The sequence below is a fragment of the Arthrobacter sp. Cr_A7 genome, assembly GCF_029222765.1.
In the GTDB taxonomy this organism is placed as follows: Bacteria; Actinomycetota; Actinomycetes; order Actinomycetales; family Micrococcaceae; genus Arthrobacter.
The window spans coordinates 1-22,406 of the sequence record NZ_JARHXQ010000121.1 but is presented as its reverse complement, the minus strand read 5'-3'; the positions used below and the strand labels follow the sequence as shown (position 1 = coordinate 22,406).

Annotated in this window: 20 protein-coding genes; 12 read left to right on the top strand and 8 right to left on the bottom strand. The window is 65.4% G+C overall.

Going from position 1 to position 22,406, the window contains the following annotated elements:
* Window positions 1-15 precede the first annotated feature (15 nt).
* Window positions 16-216, bottom strand: coding sequence for a Flp family type IVb pilin (locus P2Q66_RS07445; protein ID WP_275726857.1), 201 nt, complete (start codon window positions 214-216; stop codon window positions 16-18).
* A 270-nt stretch (window positions 217-486) separates the two neighbouring features.
* A complete protein-coding gene (locus P2Q66_RS07440) occupies window positions 487-1,143 on the bottom strand; it encodes a prepilin peptidase (protein WP_275726859.1) in 657 nt (218 codons plus the stop codon).
* Window positions 1,144-1,449: 306 nt separating this feature from the next.
* On the opposite strand from P2Q66_RS07440, the gene rplM reads away from it, so the two are divergent.
* The 3 genes from rplM (at window position 1,450) to glmM (ending at window position 3,942) form a co-directional block, all read left to right on the top strand.
* On the top strand, window positions 1,450-1,893 hold the full coding sequence (gene rplM, locus P2Q66_RS07435) for a 50S ribosomal protein L13 (RefSeq protein WP_015937805.1): 444 nt from the start codon (window positions 1,450-1,452) through the stop codon (window positions 1,891-1,893).
* 38 nt (window positions 1,894-1,931) lie between these two features.
* Complete coding sequence (rpsI, locus tag P2Q66_RS07430) at window positions 1,932-2,435, top strand: 30S ribosomal protein S9 (protein ID WP_050054349.1); 504 nt, start codon at window positions 1,932-1,934, stop codon at window positions 2,433-2,435.
* 145 nt (window positions 2,436-2,580) lie between these two features.
* Complete coding sequence (glmM, locus tag P2Q66_RS07425) at window positions 2,581-3,942, top strand: phosphoglucosamine mutase (RefSeq protein ID WP_275726844.1); 1,362 nt, start codon at window positions 2,581-2,583, stop codon at window positions 3,940-3,942.
* A 68-nt stretch (window positions 3,943-4,010) separates the two neighbouring features.
* Here glmM and mscL read toward each other — a convergent pair whose 3' ends face one another.
* From mscL to coaA, 3 genes are read right to left on the bottom strand one after another with little or no spacing between them, the layout of a single operon-like run.
* Entirely contained in the window at window positions 4,011-4,415 is a 405-nt protein-coding gene (gene mscL, locus P2Q66_RS07420) for a large conductance mechanosensitive channel protein MscL (RefSeq protein WP_275726842.1), read from the bottom strand.
* Window positions 4,416-4,438: 23 nt separating this feature from the next.
* Window positions 4,439-5,308, bottom strand: a complete 870-nt coding sequence (locus P2Q66_RS07415; RefSeq protein ID WP_275726841.1) for a M15 family metallopeptidase — start codon at window positions 5,306-5,308, stop codon at window positions 4,439-4,441.
* 5 nt (window positions 5,309-5,313) lie between these two features.
* Complete coding sequence (gene coaA, locus P2Q66_RS07410; protein WP_275726840.1) at window positions 5,314-6,309, bottom strand: type I pantothenate kinase; 996 nt, start codon at window positions 6,307-6,309, stop codon at window positions 5,314-5,316.
* Window positions 6,310-6,417: 108 nt separating this feature from the next.
* Here coaA and glmS point away from each other — a divergent pair, with 108 nt between their 5' ends.
* From glmS to P2Q66_RS07370, 8 genes are all read left to right on the top strand, one after another.
* Window positions 6,418-8,310 (top strand): glutamine--fructose-6-phosphate transaminase (isomerizing), encoded by a 1,893-nt coding sequence (gene glmS, locus P2Q66_RS07405; RefSeq protein ID WP_275726838.1) that lies wholly within the window; start codon window positions 6,418-6,420, stop codon window positions 8,308-8,310.
* Between the two features lie 116 nt (window positions 8,311-8,426).
* Window positions 8,427-8,774, top strand: a complete 348-nt coding sequence (locus P2Q66_RS07400; RefSeq protein WP_275726836.1) for a holo-ACP synthase — start codon at window positions 8,427-8,429, stop codon at window positions 8,772-8,774.
* 34 nt (window positions 8,775-8,808) lie between these two features.
* Window positions 8,809-10,404 (top strand): NAD(P)H-hydrate epimerase, encoded by a 1,596-nt coding sequence (locus tag P2Q66_RS07395; RefSeq protein ID WP_275726834.1) that lies wholly within the window; start codon window positions 8,809-8,811, stop codon window positions 10,402-10,404.
* A gap of 69 nt (window positions 10,405-10,473) precedes the next feature.
* On the top strand, window positions 10,474-12,729 hold the full coding sequence (gene glgX, locus P2Q66_RS07390) for a glycogen debranching protein GlgX (RefSeq protein ID WP_079597413.1): 2,256 nt from the start codon (window positions 10,474-10,476) through the stop codon (window positions 12,727-12,729).
* Entirely contained in the window at window positions 12,726-15,056 is a 2,331-nt protein-coding gene (treY, locus tag P2Q66_RS07385; RefSeq protein WP_275726832.1) for a malto-oligosyltrehalose synthase, read from the top strand. Before glgX ends, treY begins: the two co-directional genes overlap by 4 nt.
* Window positions 15,053-16,822, top strand: a complete 1,770-nt coding sequence (gene treZ, locus P2Q66_RS07380; protein WP_275726830.1) for a malto-oligosyltrehalose trehalohydrolase — start codon at window positions 15,053-15,055, stop codon at window positions 16,820-16,822. The genes treY and treZ overlap by 4 nt, the downstream gene beginning before the upstream one ends.
* Window positions 16,823-16,920: 98 nt before the next feature.
* Window positions 16,921-17,961, top strand: a complete 1,041-nt coding sequence (gene mgrA / locus P2Q66_RS07375) for an L-glyceraldehyde 3-phosphate reductase (protein WP_275726828.1) — start codon at window positions 16,921-16,923, stop codon at window positions 17,959-17,961.
* Between the two features lie 161 nt (window positions 17,962-18,122).
* The gene (locus P2Q66_RS07370; RefSeq protein ID WP_079597409.1) at window positions 18,123-19,208 is read left to right on the top strand and encodes an inositol-3-phosphate synthase; all 1,086 of its coding nucleotides are present in this window, start codon (window positions 18,123-18,125) and stop codon (window positions 19,206-19,208) included.
* A gap of 135 nt (window positions 19,209-19,343) precedes the next feature.
* Here P2Q66_RS07370 and P2Q66_RS07365 read toward each other — a convergent pair whose 3' ends face one another.
* Window positions 19,344-19,991 (bottom strand): MerR family transcriptional regulator, encoded by a 648-nt coding sequence (locus P2Q66_RS07365; protein ID WP_275726825.1) that lies wholly within the window; start codon window positions 19,989-19,991, stop codon window positions 19,344-19,346.
* A 100-nt stretch (window positions 19,992-20,091) separates the two neighbouring features.
* Here P2Q66_RS07365 and P2Q66_RS07360 point away from each other — a divergent pair, with 100 nt between their 5' ends.
* Window positions 20,092-20,601, top strand: a complete 510-nt coding sequence (locus P2Q66_RS07360) for a DUF2306 domain-containing protein (protein ID WP_275726823.1) — start codon at window positions 20,092-20,094, stop codon at window positions 20,599-20,601.
* A 45-nt stretch (window positions 20,602-20,646) separates the two neighbouring features.
* Here P2Q66_RS07360 and P2Q66_RS07355 read toward each other — a convergent pair whose 3' ends face one another.
* On the bottom strand, window positions 20,647-21,285 hold the full coding sequence (locus tag P2Q66_RS07355; RefSeq protein WP_345795623.1) for a hypothetical protein: 639 nt from the start codon (window positions 21,283-21,285) through the stop codon (window positions 20,647-20,649).
* A gap of 484 nt (window positions 21,286-21,769) precedes the next feature.
* On the bottom strand, window positions 21,770-22,406 hold a 637-nt coding region (locus tag P2Q66_RS07350), incomplete at its 5' end, for a formate--tetrahydrofolate ligase (protein WP_275726817.1).

Here is a 22,406-nt window from a genome sequence, read left to right as displayed (position 1 = left end):
CGAAGATGGAGACTGCTACCAGAGCCTGACGGTGGCGGCGAGATCGTTGAAGAAGCCGTTGAGAGCACCGCCGAAAGCCGTGACACCCCCAACGATGATCAGGGCGATCAAGCCAACCAGCAGTCCGTATTCGGTGGCTGTTGCTCCCTTTTCCGATTCGAATCGATCCTTGACGCCGGCGACGAAAGCCATCATTGAGACCATAAGAGAAGTCATTGTTTTGTCCTTAATTCGGTGAAATGGATTGCACTGATTTCAACGAATCTCCAGCTGCCCCCATGTATCTTTAGCGGCTGGATTTCGCTAAGAAGAGATTGTCATTTGGGGGGTAGGGGCAACAATGCGTAGTAGTACTCGACTTTTTCCGAGCCTATAGAATGTACCTACGCAAAAGAGAGGAGTAGTACTCATATAGCGAAGCGAGTACGCGGACCCACTACTTGGACCGAAGGTACCGCTGGACTCCTGGATGCGTCGCGGATGAAGCTATAGGAGGAAGAACGCTGCAGCCGCCGTTGCGCCGAGCATCGAGGGGCCGTGGGCCACTTCTGACGCCTTATTCCGGCCTTTTCGACTCAAAAGCACCACGGTGACCAGGCCGTTCAGGATGAAGCCGAGGAGGCCGCCGTAGAGCAGATGGCTCCAGCCTAGGTACCCGAGGTAAAGGCCGACCGGCGCTGCGAGCTTCACGTCGCCCATTCCGATGCCGCCGGGGGAAATTAGCCCCAGAATAAGGTAGCCAGCAAACAAAATGAAGGCCCCAAGCACCGCCCGGATAAGATCATCGGACTGCTTATTAAGCAGTCCGGGCATTAGGAAGAGTGCAAAACCACCCGTTAGCAGCATTAGCACGAGCGGGTTCGGCAGCAGATGCAGCGCAGCGTCAATGCGGGCGAGCTGTACGCCCAACGCGGCCAGGAATATGAAAGCCGGCAGGGCAGGGCTGATTCCAAAGCGCAAACTAAAGGCGGCGCACACGAGGCCGGTGAGCGCCGCCGTCGTGATCCTTACGGGGAGGGTTGGAAGACTGCCCAGCCTGGGAAGGTGCTTGGCGATGAGCATCTCCGCGACAGGGGAGAGGGCCAAGCCCAAGAGGCCGGCGCCAAAAGCCAAGAGCCAGACGGCAGAACCGTCATTACCCATTGCAAACACCGCGACCCCCTGCGTCGGTAAGGCCGGCATGCGCTGTGCTGGCGGCCGGCTACCCCATTTTGACCCTGAACCCCTTAACGCGCTAATCTTGGTAGTCGTTGTGCGTGTCCTATTCCGATGGTGCGTGCCCGCTTGAGAATCCGGTTGCAGGATGACTACTCAACGTGCACATTCGGAACCACAGGATGACTGGTTACATGGAGCCCTCACCTCTGTTCCGGTAGCGCGCAGATAGTAGGTGTCCGCCCCTGAGCGGCACCTAAACCAGAACGCCAGAATAAGAACGAGGCAAACACCGTGCGTACGTACACCCCGAAGCCCGGCGATATCAACCGCCAGTGGCACGTCATTGACGCCACAGACGTTGTCCTTGGTCGTCTCGCGAGCCAGACCGCAATCCTGCTGCGCGGCAAGCACAAGGCCACCTTTGCGTCCCACATGGACATGGGCGACTTCGTCATCATCATCAACGCTGAAAAGGTTGCCCTGACCGGCGCCAAGCTGGAGCAGAAGCGCGCTTACCGCCACTCCGGCTACCCCGGCGGCCTGACCTCCGTCAACTACGCGGAACTGCTGGAATCCAACCCGGTCCGCGCCGTTGAGAAGGCCATCAAGGGCATGCTCCCCAAGAACTCCCTCGCTGCACAGCAGCTGGGCAAGCTGAAGGTGTACCGCGGTGCTGAGCACCCGCACGCCGCCCAGCAGCCCAAGACTTTCGAAATCACCCAGGTCGCCCAGTAGTCCTGGCCACCAAACAACTTATCTATACAAGGAGAATCGTGGCTCAGAACGAAGAGACCACCGAAGCCGTTGAGGCTGAGGAAACCCTGACCAGCTACACCTCTGAAAGCTCAGCTGCCGAAGCTGCGCCGAAGAAGGAGCGCCCGGCCCTGACCGTTGCCGGCGCAGCTGTTGGCCGCCGCAAGGAAGCCGTTGCACGCGTCCGCGTTGTTCCCGGCTCCGGCAAGTGGACCATCAACGGCCGCGCGCTGGACAACTACTTCCCGAACAAGCTGCACCAGCAGGACGTCAACGAGCCCTTCAAGATCCTTGATCTCGAAGGCGCCTACGACGTTATCGCCCGCATCCATGGCGGCGGCATCTCCGGCCAGGCCGGTGCGCTGCGCCTCGGCATCGCCCGTTCGCTGAACGAGATCGACGTCGAGAACAACCGCGCCACCCTGAAGAAGGCCGGTTACCTGTCTCGCGACGCACGCGTCATCGAGCGTAAGAAGGCCGGTCTCAAGAAGGCCCGTAAGGCTCAGCAGTACTCCAAGCGCTAAATCCGCTTGCACAGAAGCCCGTCCCGCCATTGGCGGGGCGGGCTTTTGCCGTTTACACCTAAGGCGGCGGCCGGCACTGCACGGCGTGACAGACGCTTCACCAGCCGTTTCAAGCCCAACCACCCCCATCCTCTAGACTTGACCGGTGTCTAGATTATTTGGAACTGATGGTGTCCGGGGGCTGGCCAACGGCCTGCTGACAGCAGAGCTGGCCATGCAGCTGGCCCAGGCGGCTGCCGTCGTGCTCGGCCACGACCGCAACTCCAACGGCAGCCGGCCACGCGCCGTGGTGGCCCGTGACCCGCGCGCCAGCGGCGAGTTCATCGCCGCGGCGGTGGAGGCAGGGCTCTCCAGCTCTGGCGTTGACGTCTACGACGCCGGTGTCCTGCCCACGCCCGCCGCAGCCTATCTTGTGGCTGACCTGGACGCAGACTTCGGCGTGATGATCTCCGCCTCGCACAACCCGGCGCCGGACAACGGCATCAAGTTCTTCGCCCGCGGCGGCCAGAAGCTCCCCGACGAGGTGGAAGACGCCATCGAGGCCCAGATGACCCAGGAAGCCGTGCGCCCGGTCGGCGCCGACGTCGGGCGCATCCAGCGCTTCTCCGACGCCGAGGACCGCTACATCGTCCACCTCCTCCAGACCCTTCCGCACCGCATCGACGGACTCAAGGTGGTCCTTGACTGCGCCCACGGCGCCGCCAGCGGCTGCTCGCCCCAGGTCTTCAAGGACGCCGGCGCGGACGTCATCGTCATTGGCGCGGACCCGGACGGCCACAACATCAACGACGGTGTCGGATCCACGCACCTCGGGGCTCTCAAAGAGGCCGTGGTGAAATACAGCGCCGACCTCGGCATCGCCCACGACGGCGACGCCGACCGCTGCCTCGCCGTGGACCACGAGGGCAACGAGGTGGACGGCGACCAGATCATGGCCATCCTTGCAGTCGCCCTCAAGGCCTCCGGCAAGCTGAAGGACGACGTCCTGGTGGCCACCGTCATGAGCAACCTCGGCCTGAAGCTCGCCCTCCGCGACGCCGGCATCAGCATCCGCGAAACGGCCGTGGGTGACCGTTACGTCCTCGAGGAAATGCGCGACGGCGGTTACAACCTTGGCGGCGAACAGTCCGGCCACGTGATCTTCGCCGACCACGCCACCACCGGTGATGGTGTCCTCACCGGCCTGCAACTCGCCGCCCAGATTGCCCTGACCGGCAAGCCGCTCAAGGAATTGGCCACCGTGATGACCAAGCTTCCGCAGGTCCTGATCAACGTCAAGGGTGTGGACCGCGCCGGCGTCAAGAGCAACGAGGTCCTGGCCCAGGCCGTGGCAGCAGCGGAAGCGGCACTCGGCGATACGGGCCGCGTCCTGCTCCGGCCCTCGGGCACCGAGCCCGTGGTCCGCGTCATGGTGGAGGCCGCCGACGAGGAGACGGCGCAGTCCATCGCCGAGCACCTCGCCCAGGTAGTCCGGACAGAGCTCGCGCTGGAACTCGTCAGCGAATAACGCACCAAAACAAGAATGGTCCGCTTTCCAAGAAGGAAAGGCGGACCATTTTGGCACTCCGGGAAAACTTAGACGGCACGGTCCTTCAACGCGTCACGGATCTCCGTTAACAAGGCAATCTGTGGGTCCTCCGCGGACTCCTGCTTGACGTCCTGGTTGATCCCGAGCCTGCGGTTGCGCCGTTCAATCATCAGGTTCATCGGCATCACCACCACAAAGTAGATGGCCGCGGAAATCAGCAGGAAATTGACGATTGCCGTCAGCAGGACGCCGAATTCAATGGCGTTGCCGTTCAGGTCCACCTTGGCAAAGCTGTCGAAATTGGGCGACCCCACCAGCCCCGCGATAAAGGGCATCAGCACCTTGTTGACGAGCGCCGTCACCACCGCGCCGAAGGCGGTGCCAATGACGACGGCCACGGCAAGGTCAACGACATTGCCTTTCATAATGAAATTCTTGAATCCAGTCAGCATAGGAACCACGCTAACCCATCGGCTTACGGGTATCCCGGCGCCGCTTCCACGCCGAAATACTCCTCCAGCGTGAAAATGCTGCGGTTCGCCATGTCCGTGGCGGCCTCCACCCCGATGTACCGCAGGTGCCACGGCTCGTAGTAGTACCCCGTGATCGGATGGAACATCCACGGATACCGCACCACAAACCCGAACCTGTGCCCGTTCGCCTTCGCCCACACCGCGGCGGGCTGGTCTGCGAAGCACGGCTGGAAACCGCACACACCGTTGGCGTCGGCGATGTCGAACGCCCACCCCGTCTGGTGCTCGGAGTACCCCGGGCGCGCGCTGGCCGTGTCGGCGTCGGCCTGTCCCCGTGAGGCGACGTAGCCGTTGTACGTGGCCACCTGCGTGCTGTACGAGCGGTACCCGCTGGCCAGCAGCATGGACACGCCGTCCGCCGCAGCAGCCGCGAACATCGCCTCGGCAGCTGCCGCCGTCGTGCTGTTCAACAGCGCAGCCTCCCCGGATGCGGTCGTCGCGACGGCGGGGCGTACCAGGTCAGCCGGCGCGTAGGCCGCAGGGACCAGCGGCCGGTGCTTGTTGACGATAAGCCACGGGCTCGCCGGGTCGGTCAGGGAGAACTGCCCCGGCAGCGCTGCGGAGGGCGACGGTGCTGGCTCGGAAGGTGCGGCGGCCGCCGAGGTGAGGTCCGGCGTCGGGGTTGCCGATGCGGTGGTGCCAACGGGGGAGGGGGACACAGAAGGAGAGGCCGACGACGGCGCGGCCGCCGTGGGTGCCTCCGGCGTGCATGCCGTCAGGACAGTCAGTCCGGCCCCCGCCGCGAGGAACCGTGCGAAGCTGCGGCGGCTGGCGGCCGGCGGCCCCGGTTCAGCTGAGCAGTCGTGGCACACCCGTGCTACACCTTCCGCAGCAGCATGCGGCGGATGGAGTGGTCAGCCTCTTTGGTGAGCACCAGCTGCGCCCTGCCCCGGGTGGGAAGGACGTTCTCCTCCAGGTTGGGCTCGTTGATGCGCTTCCAGATGTCCCGGGCGGTGCTCTCCGCCTCCTCCTCGGAAAGGGTGGCGTAGCGGTGGAAGTAGGACTCCGGCTGCGCGAACGCGGTGCTCTGGAGCTTGCGGAACCGCTCCACGTACCACTCCTCGATGTAGGAGGTCTTGGCGTCCACATAGATGGAAAAGTCGAAGAAGTCGCTCAGTGCCAGCCCCTGCTTGCCGTCGTGGCGCGGGCGGGCCGGAGCCAGCACGTTCAGCCCCTCAACAATGAGGACATCCGGGCGGCGGACCACCACTTCCTTGTCCGGGACGATGTCGTACGTGACGTGGGAGTACCAGGGCGCGCGGACTTCCTCGGCGCCGCCCTTGATCTCGCTCACGAAACGCAGCAGCGCGCGGCGGTCGTAGGATTCCGGGAAGCCCTTGCGGTCCAGCAGCTGGCGGCGCTTGAGCTCGGCCAGGGGATAGAGGAAACCGTCGGTGGTGATCAGCTCCACATTCGGGGTGCCCGGCCAGCGCCGCAGCATCTCACGGAGCACACGGGCGATGGTGGACTTGCCCACCGCCACCGAACCGGCCACGCCAATGACGAACGGCGTGCGCTGGGTGTGCTCGCCAAGGAACGTGGTGGTGGCGGCATGCAGCTGTCCCGCAGCCTCGACATAAAGGTGCAGGAGCCGGGACAGCGGAAGGTAGACCTCACGGATTTCCTTCATATCCAGGGGATCCCCGAGGCCGCGCAGGCGGATGATGTCCTCTTCATTAAGAGGCTGTTCCATCTCGTCTGCGAGCCGGGACCAGGTCTGCCGGTCCAGCTCGACGAACGGGGAGACACCCTCTCCATTCGCCTCATTGCGTTGCAAAGTCACGTTAGAGATTCTGCCCCGCGCCCGGCACATAGCGAAATGCAGGCCGTCAGGCGCTGGCCGGTCCCGCAACATACAAGGCACGCGCGGGCGGACCATCCGGTTTACAGCTGGCGGCTCCCAGCCGATAGTCTTGGGGCTATGTGTGGAATCGTGGGATATGTGGGCCGTCCTGTTGACGGTGTAATTGACGGTCACAGTGCTTTGGATGTTGTCCTGGAGGGACTGCGCCGCCTGGAGTACCGGGGCTACGACTCCGCCGGGGTGGCTGTGGTGTCTCAGGGCGCCATTGAGTCGCGGAAGAAGTCGGGGAAGCTGAGCAACCTGATTGCCGAGCTGGAGGCCAGGCCGCTGCCGGAGACGGTGACCGGGATCGGCCACACCCGCTGGGCCACGCACGGCGGCCCGACGGACCGCAACGCCCACCCGCACCTGGCCGACGGCGGCAAGCTCGCCGTGATCCATAACGGCATCATCGAGAACTTCGCCGAGCTCAAGCTTGAGCTGCTCGAAAAGGGCGTGGAGTTCCTTTCCGAGACGGACACCGAGGTGGCTGCTGCCCTGCTGGCGGACATTTTCCGGAACAAGCTGGGCGGCGACGCCTCCAACGGCGGCCTGACCCGGGCCATGGAGCTGGCCTGCCAGCGCCTCGAGGGTGCCTTCACGCTGCTCGCGGTCCATGCCGACCAGCCCGATGTGGTGGTTGCCGCCCGCCGGAACTCACCGCTGGTGGTGGGCCTGGGCGAGGGGGAAAACTTCCTGGGCTCGGACGTGTCCGGCTTTATCGACTACACCCGCCGTGCCGTGGAGCTGGGCCAGGACCAGATCGTCACGATCACCGCGGACACCGTGGACATCACCGATTTCTTCGGCAACCCGGCCGCGGGCAAGGAATACCACGTGGACTGGGACCCGGCCTCGGCGGAAAAGGGCGGCTTCTCCTCGTTCATGGAGAAGGAAATCCATGACCAGCCCGACGCCGTGGCGCAGACCCTGCTGGGCCGGTCTGACCTGGACGGGAAACTGACGCTGGATGAGATCCGGATCGATCCGGAACTGCTGAAGCAGGTCAACAAGATCATCGTGCTGGCCTGCGGTACCGCCGCCTACGCCGGTACGGTGGCCAAGTACGCGATCGAGAACTGGTGCCGGATCCCCACCGAGGTGGAGCTGGCGCACGAGTTCCGCTACCGCGACCCGATCCTGGACGCCAACACCCTGGTGGTGTCCATCAGCCAGTCCGGCGAGACCATGGACACCCTGATGGCCGTCCGCTACGCCCGGGAACAGGGCGCGAAGACCATCTCGATCTGCAACACCAACGGCTCCACCATCCCGCGGGAATCAGACGCCGTTCTCTACACGCACGCCGGCCCGGAAATCGCGGTGGCCTCCACCAAGGCGTTCCTGGCCCAGATCACCGCGGCGTACCTGCTGGGCATGTACCTGGCGCAGCTGCGAGGCAACATCTTCTCCGGGCAGATCAAGGACGTCCTGGCGGACCTGAACAAGATCCCGGCCAAGATCCAGACCATCCTGGACAACGCCGAACCGCTGCGCGAGCTCGCCCGCAGCATGAAGGACGAAACGTCCGTGCTGTTCCTGGGCCGCCACGTCGGCTACCCGGTGGCCCTGGAGGGCGCGCTGAAGCTGAAGGAAATCGCCTACATCCACGCCGAGGGCTTCGCCGCCGGCGAGCTGAAGCACGGCCCCATCGCCCTGATCGATGAAGGCAAGCCGGTGTTCGTGATCGTCCCGTCCCCGCGGGGCCGCGAATCGCTGCACGCCAAGGTCATCAGCAACATCCAGGAAATCCGTGCCCGCGGCGCCCGGACCATGGTGATCGCCGAGGAAGGCGACGAAGCCGTCAAGGCCTACGCCGAGCACGTCTTCTACGTCCCGGTGACACCACCTCTGCTGATGCCGCTGCTGACCACCGTCCCGCTGCAGATCTTCGCCGCTGAACTGGCCGCCGCCAAGGGCTACGACGTGGACCAGCCGCGCAACCTCGCAAAGAGCGTCACCGTCGAGTAAGCCTTCCGGCACTAAGCACAGGCAGCCCCAAGCCCCTCCGGCTCGGGGCTGCTGCTTTAATCGGGCCCGGCGAGCTCTGCGCGGGAGGCCGGGATCGCCACCGTAGACTAAGCCACATGATCGTTGGCATTGGCGTAGACGTAGTAGACATCGAGCGGTTCGACCGCCAGCTTGAGCGCACCCCGGGCCTCCGGGACCGGCTGTTCGTCCCTGCGGAGCGTGAGCTGAACATCCGCTCCCTGGCCGCGCGGTTCGCTGCGAAAGAAGCTGTGGCCAAGGTCCTCGGTGCACCGGCCGGCATGAACTGGCAGGACTGCTGGATCGGCCTGGACCAGAACGGCCCCACCGTCCAGGTCAAGGGAACCGTGCTGGCGGTTGCCGAGGCCAAGGGCGTCAAGCGCTGGCACCTCTCCATCAGCCACGACGGCGGAATCGCCACCGCCACGGTCCTGGCCGAGGGCTGACCCGGCCCCGGGCTCGCCCCTGGACCTGACCAACATGATCTCCGCCTACACCGGAACGCAGGTCCGGGCAGCCGAGGAACCGCTCCTGGCTGCCGGGCTCGGCGATGTCCTGATGCAGCGCGCCGCCCATGGCCTGGCCAACGCCGTCATCACCGAGCTTCGCGCCCGCGGCCGGCGCATCTACGGGGCACGCCTCGTGGTGCTGGCCGGCAAGGGCAACAACGGCGGCGACGGCCTGTATGCCGCCGCTTTCCTTGCCGCCCGTGGAATGCGTACGACGGCGGTCCTCACCTCCGGCTCGGGGCATCCCGGTGCGCTGGCTGCTTTTAAACGTGCCGGCGGACGTACGGAGGAACTGACAGAGGAGGCACTCGGCGGGCTGGCCGCGGAAGCCGCCCGCGCCGACGTCGTGATTGATGCCGTGCTGGGGACGGGCGCCAAGGGCGGGCTGCGGGGGAGTGCCGCCGCGCTGGTGGACGCCATCACCAAGGCCCGCAGTTTCGAGGATTCGCAGGGGTTCCTGGTGGCCTGCGACCTGCCCAGCGGCGTGGACGCCGATACCGGCGCGGCCGCCCAGCCTGTGCTGCAGGCTGACCTGACCGTCACCTTCGGCGGCGCCAAGACCGGGCTGCTTGCGGACCCCGGCGCAGATTACGCCGGCCGCGTGCATGTGGTGACCATCGGCATCGAGGAGCACCTGCCGCGTCCGTCGCTGCGCCGGCTCGAGGAGGCAGACCTTGCAATGCTCCTGCCGCGGCCCGAACGCCGGGCGCACAAGTACTCCCGCGGAGTGGTGGGCGTGGTGGCGGGCTCGGTCCAATATCCCGGCGCCGCTGTCCTGGCCTGCCGGGGCGCCCTGGCCGCCGGGGTGGGCATGTTGCGATACCTCGGCCCGCCCGACGTGGCGGACCTGGTGCGGCAGTCGTGCCCGGAGGTTGTTTGCAGTACCGGCTCCGTGGCGGACAACCGGGTGCAGGCCTGGCTGGTGGGCTCCGGCATGGGTCCCGAGGACTCCGATCAGCTCGCCCGCGCGCGGGATGCCGTCGATTCCGGCCTGCCCACCGTGGCGGACGCCGGCGCGCTGCCCGCTCTTCCCAACCAGCTGGCCCCGCACGTCGTCCTGACCCCGCACGCCGGCGAACTCGCCTCGCTCCTGCAACGGCTGGGAGGCGAAGATGACCGGGACGCCGTGGAAGCGGGCACTCTCGACGCCGCCCGCCGCGCCGCGGCCATCACCGGAGCAACCGTCCTGCTCAAGGGCCCGACCACCCTCGTTGCCACGCCCGGCGGCGACGTATACAGCCAGGCGGACGGGACCCCGTGGCTCGCCACTGCCGGCAGCGGCGACGTCCTGGCCGGCGTCATCGGTGCGCTGCTCGCCCAGGCAGGTCCCGACGTCGCGCGCTTCCGTTCACTGGACAATGACGACGACGGCCGGTGGGCTGCGATTGCCGCGCTGGGGGCGGCGCTGCACGGTAAAGCCGGGACGGCGGCGTCGGACGCTTCCTTTGGCGGGCCGATCGCTGCTGGCGGAATTGCCGATGCCATAGCTGAAACGTGGGGTAATGTCAGCATGCTTAGTAACTCTGGACTCCGGAAACGTAATAGTCACAGCCACCCATTACGGTAGGCACTAGTTCGCATGGGCGGCAGGGACGTTCCGATGTCCCCTGTTGCCGACCAAGAAATGAGGAGCATTATGGAAGTCTGGCCCGGATCGGCTTATCCCCTTGGCGCCACGTACAACGGAACCGGCACCAACTTTGCCCTGTTCAGCGAACGAGCAGAAAAAGTGGAACTGTGCCTCTTCGACGATGACGGCAAGGAAACCCGCATCACGCTGGATGAAGTGGATGGCTACGTGTGGCACTGCTACATCCCGCAGATCCAGCCCGGCCAGAAGTACGGCTACCGTGTCCACGGGCCCTACGACCCCGCGTCCGGCAACCGCTTCAACCCCAACAAGCTCCTGCTGGACCCCTACGCCAAGGCCATCCACGGCCAGGTTGACTGGGACCCGTCCCTGTTCACCTACAACCTGGGCGAAGAGGACTCGATCAACAACGAGGACTCCGCCAGCCACATGATGCTCGGTGTGGTCATCAACCCGTTCTTCGACTGGGACGGCGACCAGAACCTGCGGATCCCATACCACCAGTCCGTCATTTACGAAGCCCACGTCAAGGGCCTCACCCAGCTGCACCCGGAGATCCCCGAGGAACAGCGCGGAACCTACGCCGGCGTGGCGCATCCCGCCGTCATCTCCCACCTGCAGAAGCTCGGCGTCACCGCCATCGAGCTCATGCCCGTGCACCAGTTCGTCAACGACGGCACGCTGCAGGACAAGGGCCTGAACAACTACTGGGGCTACAACACCATCGGCTTCTTCGCGCCGCAGAACACCTACAGCTCCACCGGCGACACCGGCCAGCAGGTCCAGGACTTCAAGGCCATGGTCCGCTCGCTGCACAAGGCCGGCATCGAAGTCATCCTGGACGTGGTCTACAACCACACCGCTGAAGGCAACCACCTGGGCCCCACGCTGTCCTTCAAAGGCATCGACAACGCCGCCTACTACCGGCTGATGGAGGGCGACGAAAAGCACTACATGGACTACACCGGCACCGGCAATTCGCTGAACGTCCGCCAGCCGCACTCCCTGCAGCTGCTTATGGACTCGCTGCGCTACTGGGTCACCGAGATGCACGTTGACGGTTTCCGCTTTGACCTCGCCTCCACCCTGGCCCGCGAGTTCTACGACGTGGACAAGCTGTCCACCTTCTTCGAACTCATCCAGCAGGACCCCGTAGTCTCGCAGGTCAAGCTCATCGCCGAGCCGTGGGACGTTGGCCCCGGCGGCTACCAGGTGGGCAACTTCCCGCCGCAGTGGACGGAATGGAACGGCAAGTACCGCGACACTGTCCGTGACTTCTGGCGCGGCGAGCCCGCAACGCTGGGCGAGTTCGCCTCCCGCATTACCGGTTCGGCGGACCTCTACGAACACTCCGGCCGCCGCCCCGTGGCGTCCATCAACTTCGTCACCGCGCACGACGGCTTCACCCTGTCGGACCTGGTGTCCTACAACGAGAAGCACAATGACGCCAACGGCGAGGGCAACAACGACGGCGAATCCCACAACCGCTCCTGGAACTGCGGCGTTGAGGGCCCCACGGATGATCCCGAGGTCCTGTCGCTGCGGGCCCGCCAGCAGCGGAACTTCATCGCCTCGCTGCTGCTGTCCCAGGGCGTGCCCATGCTCCTGCACGGCGACGAGATGGGCCGTACCCAGCAGGGCAACAACAACGGCTACTGCCAGGACTCGGAACTGACCTGGATCAACTGGGAGACCATCGACCAGCCGTTGGTCGAGTTCACCGCCGCCGTTAACGCCCTCCGCGCCAAGCACCCCACCTTCCGCCGCAGCCGCTTCTTCGACGGCCGGCCCGTCCTGCGTGGCCAGGGCGAACGCCTGCCGGACATCGTCTGGCTCGATCCCGACGGCGAAACCATGAAGCCCGAAGCCTGGGACAGCGGGTTCGGCCGCTCTGTTGGCGTCTTCCTGAACGGCAACGGCATCCAGGGCAAGGACAGCCGCGGCCGCCGGATCACCGACGTGAACTTCCTGCTGTACTTCAACGCCCACGATGACACGGTGAAGTTCACGCTTCCCTCCGACGAGTTCGCCCCGGCCTGGGACGTCATCATCGACACCGCCGGGCAGAACGCCGACACCGAGCCCGTCTCCGCCGGGCAGCCGCTGCCCGTTGAGGCCAAGTCCCTGGTGGTCCTCCGGGCGCACACCGTTCCCGAGGTGGAGCCCGACCACTCGGTGGCAGCCTCCCTTGCCGCGCTGACCCAGACCTCCAGCAGCGAGACGGAGACCATCAGCACACCGGCAGTGGCGGAACCCGGAAAGACCACCAAGATCGGGGAGCGGAAGGCTTCGAAGAAGTGAGGGTCCCGGCATCCACCTACCGGCTGCAGATCCGCCAGGGTTTCACCCTGTTCGACGCCGCGGAGCAGGTCCCGTACCTGAAGTCGCTTGGCGTTGACTGGGTGTACCTCTCGCCCATCCTCACCGCGGAGAAGGGCTCGGACCACGGCTATGACGTGACCGACCCCTCTTCGGTGGATCCGGACCGCGGCGGCCCCGAGGGTCTGCTGGCCCTGTCCAAGGCTGCCCGCGAGCACGGCATGGGTGTCCTGGTGGACATCGTCCCCAACCACGTGGGCGTTGCCACACCGGCCCAGAACCCGTGGTGGTGGTCCCTCCTGAAGGAAGGGCGCGGCTCACGCTACGCCGAAGCTTTCGACGTCGACTGGGACCTGGGCGGCGGAAAGATCCGGCTGCCCATGCTTGGCTCCGATGCGGACCTGGACAAGCTGGAAGTGGTGGATGGCGAACTCCGCTACTACGACCACCGCTTTCCGATCGCTGCCGGCACGTACACCGAGGGGGATTCCCCGCAGGAGGTGCACAGCCGCCAGCACTACGAGCTGATGGACTGGCGCCGCGCCGATGCCGAGCTCAACTACCGGCGCTTCTTCGCCGTCACCACCTTGGCAGGCATCCGGGTGGAGATCCCGCAGGTCTTCGAGGAAGCCCATGCCGAGGTTGGCCGCTGGTTCCGCGACGGGCTGGTTGACGGGCTCCGCGTGGACCACCCGGACGGGCTCGCCGACCCCGCCGGCTACCTGCGCTGGCTCAAGGACCTCACCGGCGGGGCCTACGTCCTGGTGGAAAAGATCCTGGAACCGGGCGAGGTCCTGCCGGGCGAGTTCTCCTGCGAAGGAACCACCGGTTACGACGCCCTGGCGGATGTGGACCGGGTCTTCGTGGACCCCGCCGGGCAGGCCGCTTTGGATGCGCTGGACGCGTCCCTTCGTGAATCAGGGAGTCCGGCGGACTACGCGGAGATGATCCGCGGCACCAAGCGCATGATCGCCGACGGCATCCTGCGGTCCGAGGTGCTCCGCCTGGCCCGTTTGGTGCCCGAGTCCCACGGCCTTTCTGTGGAGCAGGCGGCGGATGCCATCGCCGAGATCATCGCGTCCTTCCCGGTGTACCGGACCTACCTGCCCACCGGCGCCGAGGTTCTGAAGGAAGCATGCGAGTCCGCGGCTGAACACCGGCCGGACCTTGCTGTTGCGGTGGGGACACTGCTGCCGCTGCTCCTGGACCCCTCGAATGCGCTCGCCGTCCGGTTCCAGCAGACCTCCGGCATGGTGATGGCCAAGGGTGTGGAAGACACTGCCTTCTACCGCTACACCCGGCTCGGCACGCTCACCGAGGTGGGGGCAGAACCCACCGAGTTCGCTGTATCCCCGGAGGAGTTCCACCACCGGATGCGTCGCCGGCAGGAGGACCTGCCGCTGTCCATGACCACCATGTCCACGCACGACACCAAGCGCAGCGAGGATGCCCGGGCACGGATCTCCGTCATCGCGGAGCTTCCGCAGGAATGGACCGCCACCCTGAACACGCTGCGGGAACTGGCACCAATCCCGGACGGCCCCTACGAGAACCTGCTGTGGCAGGCCGTCATCGGGGCATGGCCCGCCAGCCGTGAACGGCTGCAGGGGTACGCCGAGAAGGCAGCCCGGGAAGCCGGCAACTCCACCATGTGGACGCAGCCGAACGAGGACTTTGAGTCCGCCGTCAAGGCCGCCGTTGACGCTGCGTTCGACGACGCCCGGGTCACCAAGGTGCTGGAGGAGTTCGTGGCACTGATCGACGCGTACGCCGCCTCCAACTCGCTTTCCGCGAAGCTGGTCCAACTCACCATGCCGGGTGTGCCCGACGTTTACCAGGGCAGTGAGTTCTGGGAACGGTCCCTGACCGACCCGGACAACCGGCGGCCCGTGGACTTCGCGCTCCGCCGGGAAGAGCTGGCAAGGATCGACGGCGGGACGTTGCCGGAAGCCGGAACGGAGGCCAGCAAGCTCCTGGCAACCTCCCGGGCGCTCCGCCTCCGCCGGGACAGGCCGGAACTGTTCCAGGGCTACACCCCCGTTTCGGTCACAGGAGCGGCTGCCGGCCACCTCCTGGCCTTCCACCGCGGCGCCTCCGAAGGCTCCGTCGGCGCCCTGACGCTGGCCACCCGGCTCCCCGCCGGACTGGAAGCGGACGGCGGCTGGCGGGACACCGCCGTCGAACTTTCCGCTCCCATGCGTGACGAACTGACCGGAGCCGGCTACGGACCGGGCACCGTTTCGGTGGCGGACGTCCTGGGTACCTACCCCGTGGCTTTGCTGGTACCAGTGGATGGAGATAAGGCATGACCTTGGTCAACGTTGGACCCGAACGCTTCGACGTCTGGGCCCCCGACGCCACGTCCGTGACCCTGCTGGCAGACGGCCGGCAGTACCCCATGCAGAAAAAGGAGACGGCGCCGGGCACCGAGGGGTGGTGGTCCGCGCCCGACGCCCCGGCCGGGGGCGAGGTGGACTATGGCTACCTGCTCGACGGCGACACCACCCCGGTGCCCGATCCGCGGTCCCGGCGCCTTCCGTCCGGCGTCCACGAACTGTCCAGGACGTTCGATCCGGCCAGCCACTCGTGGCAGGACACCGGCTGGCGCGGCAAGGAGCTGAAGGGGTCGGTCATCTATGAACTCCACGTCGGCACCTTCACGCCGGAGGGAACCCTGGATGCCGCGGCCGAGAAGCTGGGCTACCTGGCGGACCTCGGCGTCGACTTCGTGGAACTGCTCCCCGTCAACGGCTTCAACGGCACCCACAACTGGGGCTACGACGGCGTGCAGTGGTACGCGGTCCATGAGGGCTACGGCGGACCGGCCGCGTACCAGCGGTTCGTCGATGCCGCCCACGCGGCGGGGCTCGGCGTCATCCAGGACGTGGTCTACAACCACCTCGGTCCCAGCGGCAACTACCTGCCGAAGTTCGGCCCGTACCTAAAACAGGGCGACGCCAACACGTGGGGCGACTCCGTCAACCTGGACGGGCCCGGCTCCGACGTGGTCCGGGAATACATCCTGGACAACGCGGCCCTGTGGCTGCGGGACTACCACGTGGACGGGCTCCGCCTCGATGCGGTGCATGCCCTGCGGGACGAGCGCGCCGTGCACATCCTGGAGGAATTCGGTGCCCTGGGGGACGCGGTGTCAGCGGAAACGGGCCTGCCCAAGACGCTGATCGCGGAGTCGGACTTGAACAACCCGCGCCTGCTGTACCCGCGGGACGTCAACGGCTACGGGCTTGCCGGGCAGTGGAGCGACGACTACCACCACGCGGTCCACGTCAACGTCAGCGGCGAAACCACCGGATACTACTCGGACTTTGAGTCGCTGGCGGTCCTGGCCAAGGTCCTCAAGGACGGCTTCCTGCACGACGGCAGCTACTCCAGCTTCCGGGGGCGCCACCATGGCCGGCCCATCAACACCTCCCTGGTGCACCCCGCGGCGCTGGTGGTCTGCAACCAGAACCACGACCAGATCGGTAACCGGGCCACGGGGGACAGGCTCTCGCAGTCGCTGTCCCACGGGCAGCTGGCTCTGGCCGCGGTGCTCACGCTCACGTCCCCGTTCACGCCAATGCTGTTCATGGGCGAGGAATTCGCGGCCAGCACCCCGTGGCAGTTCTTCACCTCCCACCCGGAACCTGAACTCGGCAAAGCCACCGCCGAGGGCAGGATCAAGGAGTTCGAACGCATGGGGTGGGACCCCGCCGTCGTCCCCGATCCCCAGGATCCGGAAACCTTCGGCCGGTCCAAACTGAAGTGGGACGAAGCCTCCGTTGGCGACCACGCCCGGCTGCTGGAGCTGTACCGGTCCCTGACCGCGCTCCGCCGCGAGCATGCGCAGCTTGCCGGGCTCGGCTTCGAGGAGACGGAAGTGGCGTTCGACGACGACGAGCGTTGGCTGCGGTTCCGCCGCGGGACGGTGGAGGTGCTGCTGAACTTCTCCGACGCGAAGGTCCGCCTGGACGATGCCCGCGGGACTGTCCTGCTGGCAACGGACGACGGGACCGCCCTGGAGGGTGAGTCCCTGGCCCTCGCGCCGTGGAGCGCGGCAATTCTCAAGTCCTGACGTTTTCGGAAGTTGCGCCGCGGGTTGATTGTCAGCCCGCGGCGTAACTTCTCTCACGTTGTAATGTAGTGCCGGTCACAACTGGCAGGATGGAACGTATGACTTTTTCTGCAGCGGAGGACCGCTACGAATCCATGCCCTACCGCCGCGTTGGCCGCAGCGGGCTAAAACTTCCGGCCATCTCCCTGGGCCTGTGGCACAACTTCGGCGACGACAAGCGCTTCGACGAGCAGCGCGCCATTCTCCGCCGTGCCTTCGACCTTGGCGTCAACCACTTCGATCTCGCCAACAACTACGGCCCGCCGGACGGTTCGGCCGAGACGAACTTCGGCCGGCACCTGCAGGACGATTTCAAGCCCTACCGCGACGAACTCGTCATCTCCACCAAGGCCGGCTACTACATGTGGCCCGGCCCTTACGGTGAATGGGGCTCCCGCAAGTACCTGATCTCCAGCCTGGACCAGTCCCTGCAGCGGATGGGCCTGGACTACGTGGACATCTTCTACAGCCACCGCCCGGATCCGGAGACTCCGATGGAAGAAACCATGGGCGCCCTGGATTACGCTGTCCGCTCCGGCAAGGCCCTCTATGCCGGCATCTCGTCCTACACCCCGGAGCAGACCATCGAGGCGGCCCGCATCCTGAAGGAACTCGGGACGCCGCTGCTCATCCACCAGCCCAGCTACTCCATGCTCAACCGCTGGACAGAGGACGGGTCGCCCAACCTGTATGAGGCACTGGACCAAGTGGGCGCCGGCTCCATCGCGTTCTCGCCGCTGGCGCAGGGCATGCTCACCGACCGGTACCTCAACGGCATCCCCACCGATTCGCGCGCGGCGAAGGCCCGGTTCCTCTCGGAGGAAGCCATCACCGACGACAAGCTCGCCCGGATCCGGGGGTTGCACGCCATCGCCGAAGGCCGCGGGCAGTCGCTGGCGCAGATGGCCGTCGCGTGGATCCTGCGTGACCAGCCGAAGGGGTCTGCGGTGACATCGGCGCTGATTGGTGCCTCCAGTGTCCGCCAGCTTGAGGACACGCTGTCCGCCATCAACAACCTCGAATTCACCTCCGAGGAGCTGGCGGCCATCGACGAGTTCGCGGTGGAATCGGACATCAACCTGTGGAAGCAGCCCGTCTAGTTTCCTTTACGGCCATTCCACACTGTGGGACAGGGGAACAAGCCCTTGTCCGACAGTGTTAGGTACTATGAAAAGGCGCCGCGCGGCGCCGTACCAGCCGGCCGCCGTCGCACTCTCCCCGACGCACCCGGCCGGCTGACATTTGTCTTTAAAGGAGTTCCGTGTCTTCACATCCGATCCGTGTCGCAATCGTCGGCGTAGGCAACTGCGCCGCATCGCTGGTCCAGGGCGTCCAGTACTACAAGGACGCTGACCCCAAGGCCACCATCCCGGGCCTGATGCACGTTGAGTTCGGCCAGTACCACGTGGGTGACGTCGAGTTCGTCGCAGCATTCGATGTGGACGGCAAGAAGGTCGGCAACGACCTCGCCGACGCAATCCTGGCCAGCGAAAACAACACCATCAAGATCGCCGACGTCCCGCCCACCGGCGTCACCGTCCAGCGCGGCCACACCCTGGACGGCCTGGGCAAGTACTACCTCGAGACCATCGAGCAGTCCACCGAGGAACCCGTTGACGTGGTGCAGGCCCTCAAAGACGCCAAGGTTGACGTCATGGTCTGCTACCTGCCCGTTGGCTCCCAGGAAGCAGCCGAGTTCTACGCCCAGTGCGCCATCGACGCCGGCGTGGCTTTCGTCAACGCCCTGCCCGTCTTCATCGCCGGCACCAAGGAGTGGGCTGACAAGTTCACCGCCGCCGGTGTTCCGATCGTGGGTGACGACATCAAGAGCCAGATCGGTGCCACCATCACCCACCGCGTCATGGCAAAGCTCTTCGAAGACCGCGGCGTCACCCTGGACCGCACGTACCAGCTGAACGTCGGCGGCAACATGGACTTCAAGAACATGCTGGAGCGCGACCGCCTCGAGTCCAAGAAAATCTCCAAGACCCAGGCCGTCACCTCCAACGTCGAGGCTGAACTGGCCGCCAAGGACGTCCACATTGGCCCGTCCGACTACGTCCAGTGGCTCGACGACCGCAAGTGGGCCTTCGTCCGCCTCGAGGGCCGCAACTTCGGCGACGCCCCGGTCTCGCTCGAATACAAGCTGGAAGTCTGGGACTCGCCCAACTCCGCAGGCGTGATCATCGACGCCATCCGCGCCGCGAAGATCGGCCTGGACCGCGGCATCGGCGGCCCGCTGCTGTCCGCCTCGAGCTACTTCATGAAGTCCCCGCCGGAGCAGTTCAACGACGACCTCGCCCGCGAAAAGGTGGAAGCCTTCATCCGGGGCGACCTGGAGCGCTAACCCCCTCCTCCCGGTGCCTCAACGCTCCCTCACCTTCGGGTGGGGGAGCGTTTGCCGTATCCGACGCCCTCTCACCTCCTGCAGCTTTTCCCGCAACGCTCTCTCACTTCCTGCAGGTTTTTTAGGAACCCTATCTCACTCTTGAGGAGCTGCGGTGCCTGATGTTTCCCCTTCGTAGCGCCGAATGGCATGGCTTGCCTGCGCGAGGGCCAGCACCTTCAGCAGCAGCTGGCTGTGCATATGCATCCCGACGGCTGCCGTGAGGATGAGTTCGTCGACGCTTTCCGGAGTGGTGGTAGCGGCAATGTCATACCGTGCGACGTCGTCCATCGCCTGGCTGTAAGTGTCCAGGACTTCATCGGTCACCTCAATGTCGAGGCTGTCCATCAGCTCGAGATGCGCGTTCAGGGCGTTTCTGGCATCGCTGGGGTAGTCCGGCCAGTTCCGGAGATGCACGACGGCGTCAGTCGCCTGGGTTCCCCTCCCGCCGCTGCCGGCGGCAGCCGTGTCCAGCTTCAGCACCACGCGCTGAACCGCCGCCAGGAGGCTCAGCCGCGGGGCGCCGTCGTCGGCCATCCTGAGGAGGCTTCGGATTTGTTCGATGTTCAGCCCGACGACGCGGCGCAGCGCCTGGATCAGCCGCAGGCGCTCCAGGTGTCGGACGGAGTACTCCGCGCGGGTGGCGTGAATGGCCTCGCCCGCCGGGAGCAGTCCTTCGCGCAGATAGAACTTGATGCTGGCGGCGGGGACTCCCGACTGCTCACTCAAGTCTTTGAGCTGCATGCCTGCCAATCCTCCTGCCAGGGGGTGAACCCGTTGGATAGCGGACCCGTCCGCCGCTATCTTGATATACAGCATAGGATAGTAGCTCTATCCTATGAGCATGGAGCACTGGAATGCACTGCTTGTAACCCACGTGATTGCGGCTCTGTTCGTCCTTGCCATCGGCCCCTTCCAAATCCTCCGCAGGCGTCGTGACCGCATCCACCGCACCATGGGATACCTCTGGGCGGCAGCGATGTACTACGTCTGCTTCAGCAGTTTCTGGATTGTGACGGCCGGGCACTTCACCTGGCTGCACGGGCTGTCCGCCTTCACCATCGTGACCGTCACGTTGGGTCTCGTCAGCGCCGTTCGCCGCAATATCCGGTCCCATCTGGGCAACATGATCGGCAGCTACATCGGCATCGCCGTTGCATTCGTCTTCGCCATTGCTATGCCCGGGCGGGCAATCCCGCAGCTCCTGGCGGAGGACCCGGGTACTGCGGCCTTTGTTGCCGGTCTGGTGGTTCTCGCCGTCGTCGTAATTTTCGTTTCGCTCAAGCGCGGCGGGAGCGCGCCGGTACGCCACGGCGAACGGAATCGGACGCTCTCTCATTTCCTGCGGGTCTGAGCGCCATCCTCTCTCACCTCCTGCAGGATCCGGACCAACGCTCTTTCACTTGATGCCGGCAAAACCGGATGCATGCGGATGATCGGTCCACCCGGTACTCAGGTGGCGCTTAATCTTGTTGATGGCCAGTTCGAATCCGTCTGCCAGGTCCTCCTTGTTGAGCACCAGGACTGTCCAGCCAGCCAGTTCGAAGGCCTTGTCCCGCTGTCTGTCGCTCATGGACTGGGCGCTCAAGAGATGATGCTCGCCGTCGTACTGGATCGCCAGGCGACGGTGACGGTAGCCGAGGTCGGCTGTCGGAGATATGGCATTCTGCGGCCAGAGGTCAATCTGAAGGTCTGGTTCCGGCAAGTTTGCGTCCGCCATTGCCAGACGGAGCATAGTTTCGGGTGCCGAGTCGGCCCCGACCCGCATCAGCTCAAGGGCTTCCCGGGCGCGGACGACGCCCTGCAGGTTGGGGTGCCGCGCTACTAAAGCACGGAGCCCGTCCATTGTGTCAAACGGTTGCGATCTGCCCTCAAATTCGGTTCTTGGGATGCGGATGATCTCGTCGCCCATGCACACCAGGTCGATGAGGGACAGGCGCCTCGACAAGTCGAGCCAAGTCCGTGATCGCGTACTGATTCGGATGCCATCGAGCGATTCAATGTCTTCATCCCTGGCGATGACCGTGTGGCCGATCACGCCCTTACGCCGTACCGAGGGCAACTCCCTGGGCTTGCTCAGGTGCAGTTCGGTTGAATCCGACAGCCAAGGGGGCAGCAGTTGGCAGCGAAGTCGGGCTGCGGTGACGTGCGAAATCCAGGCTCCAGGCGATGCCTGGGACAACGCACGTGCAGCGGCCTCTAACTCAAAGCTCCAGTTCGACGGCCGGTAGAGTTCCCGGCTCACATGAACGACGTCGGCTCTGCGAAGCCTGGAACCGGGGACCCCCGAGGCCCGCGCTGCACCGAATGTGAAGGGCGCTGTAGCCATAGGCGGAGGTAGAGCATCACGCATGCGCATCCTGCGATTGTTACCCAGATTGGGGTGGCGCTGCAGAAGTTATCCACAGCGCGTTAGCCCGCCAATGAAGGTGAGAGAGGGTCGTGGAAAAACCTGCGAAAGGTGAGAGAGCGTCCCGGAGAAACCTGCGAAAGGTGAGAGAGGGTTTGGGCAGGGGAGGGGGTTAGGTGAGGCCTACGGGGTTGCCGGCGTCGTCCACGTCCATGCGCAGGGCAGCCGGGACGGCGGGGAGGCCGGGCATCGTCATCACGGCACCGGTCAGCGCCACGATAAACCCGGCCCCCGTCTTGGGCAGCAGGTCGCGCACGTGGATAGTGAAGCCCTTGGGGGCGCCCAGCCGGGAGGCGTCGTCGGTGAAGGAGTACTGGGTCTTGGCCATGCACACCGGCATGCCGCCCCAGCCGTTCCGCTCGATATCGGCCAGCCGCTTCAGTGCCGGGACCGAGAAGTCCACACCGTCCGCCCCGTAGATCTCCTGCACGATGGTCCGGATCTTGTCCTCCACAGACAACCCTAAAGGATAAAGGTGCCGGAAGCTGTTGGGCCGGGACAGCACCTGTGCAACCAACGCGGCCAGCTCGTCCCCACCGTCACCGCCGCCGCCGTGCCCCCAGACGTCCGCAACAGCGGCAAGAACCCCTTCGGCGGCACACCATGCCAGCAGCCAGTCGAGCTCCTCCTGGGAATCGGAGGAAAACCGGTTGATGGCCACCACGGGGGTGACGCCGAACTTCTCCACGTTCCGCACATGCCGGCGCAGGTTCGCCACTCCCGCCTCCAGGGCCGCCGGGTCCGGCCGG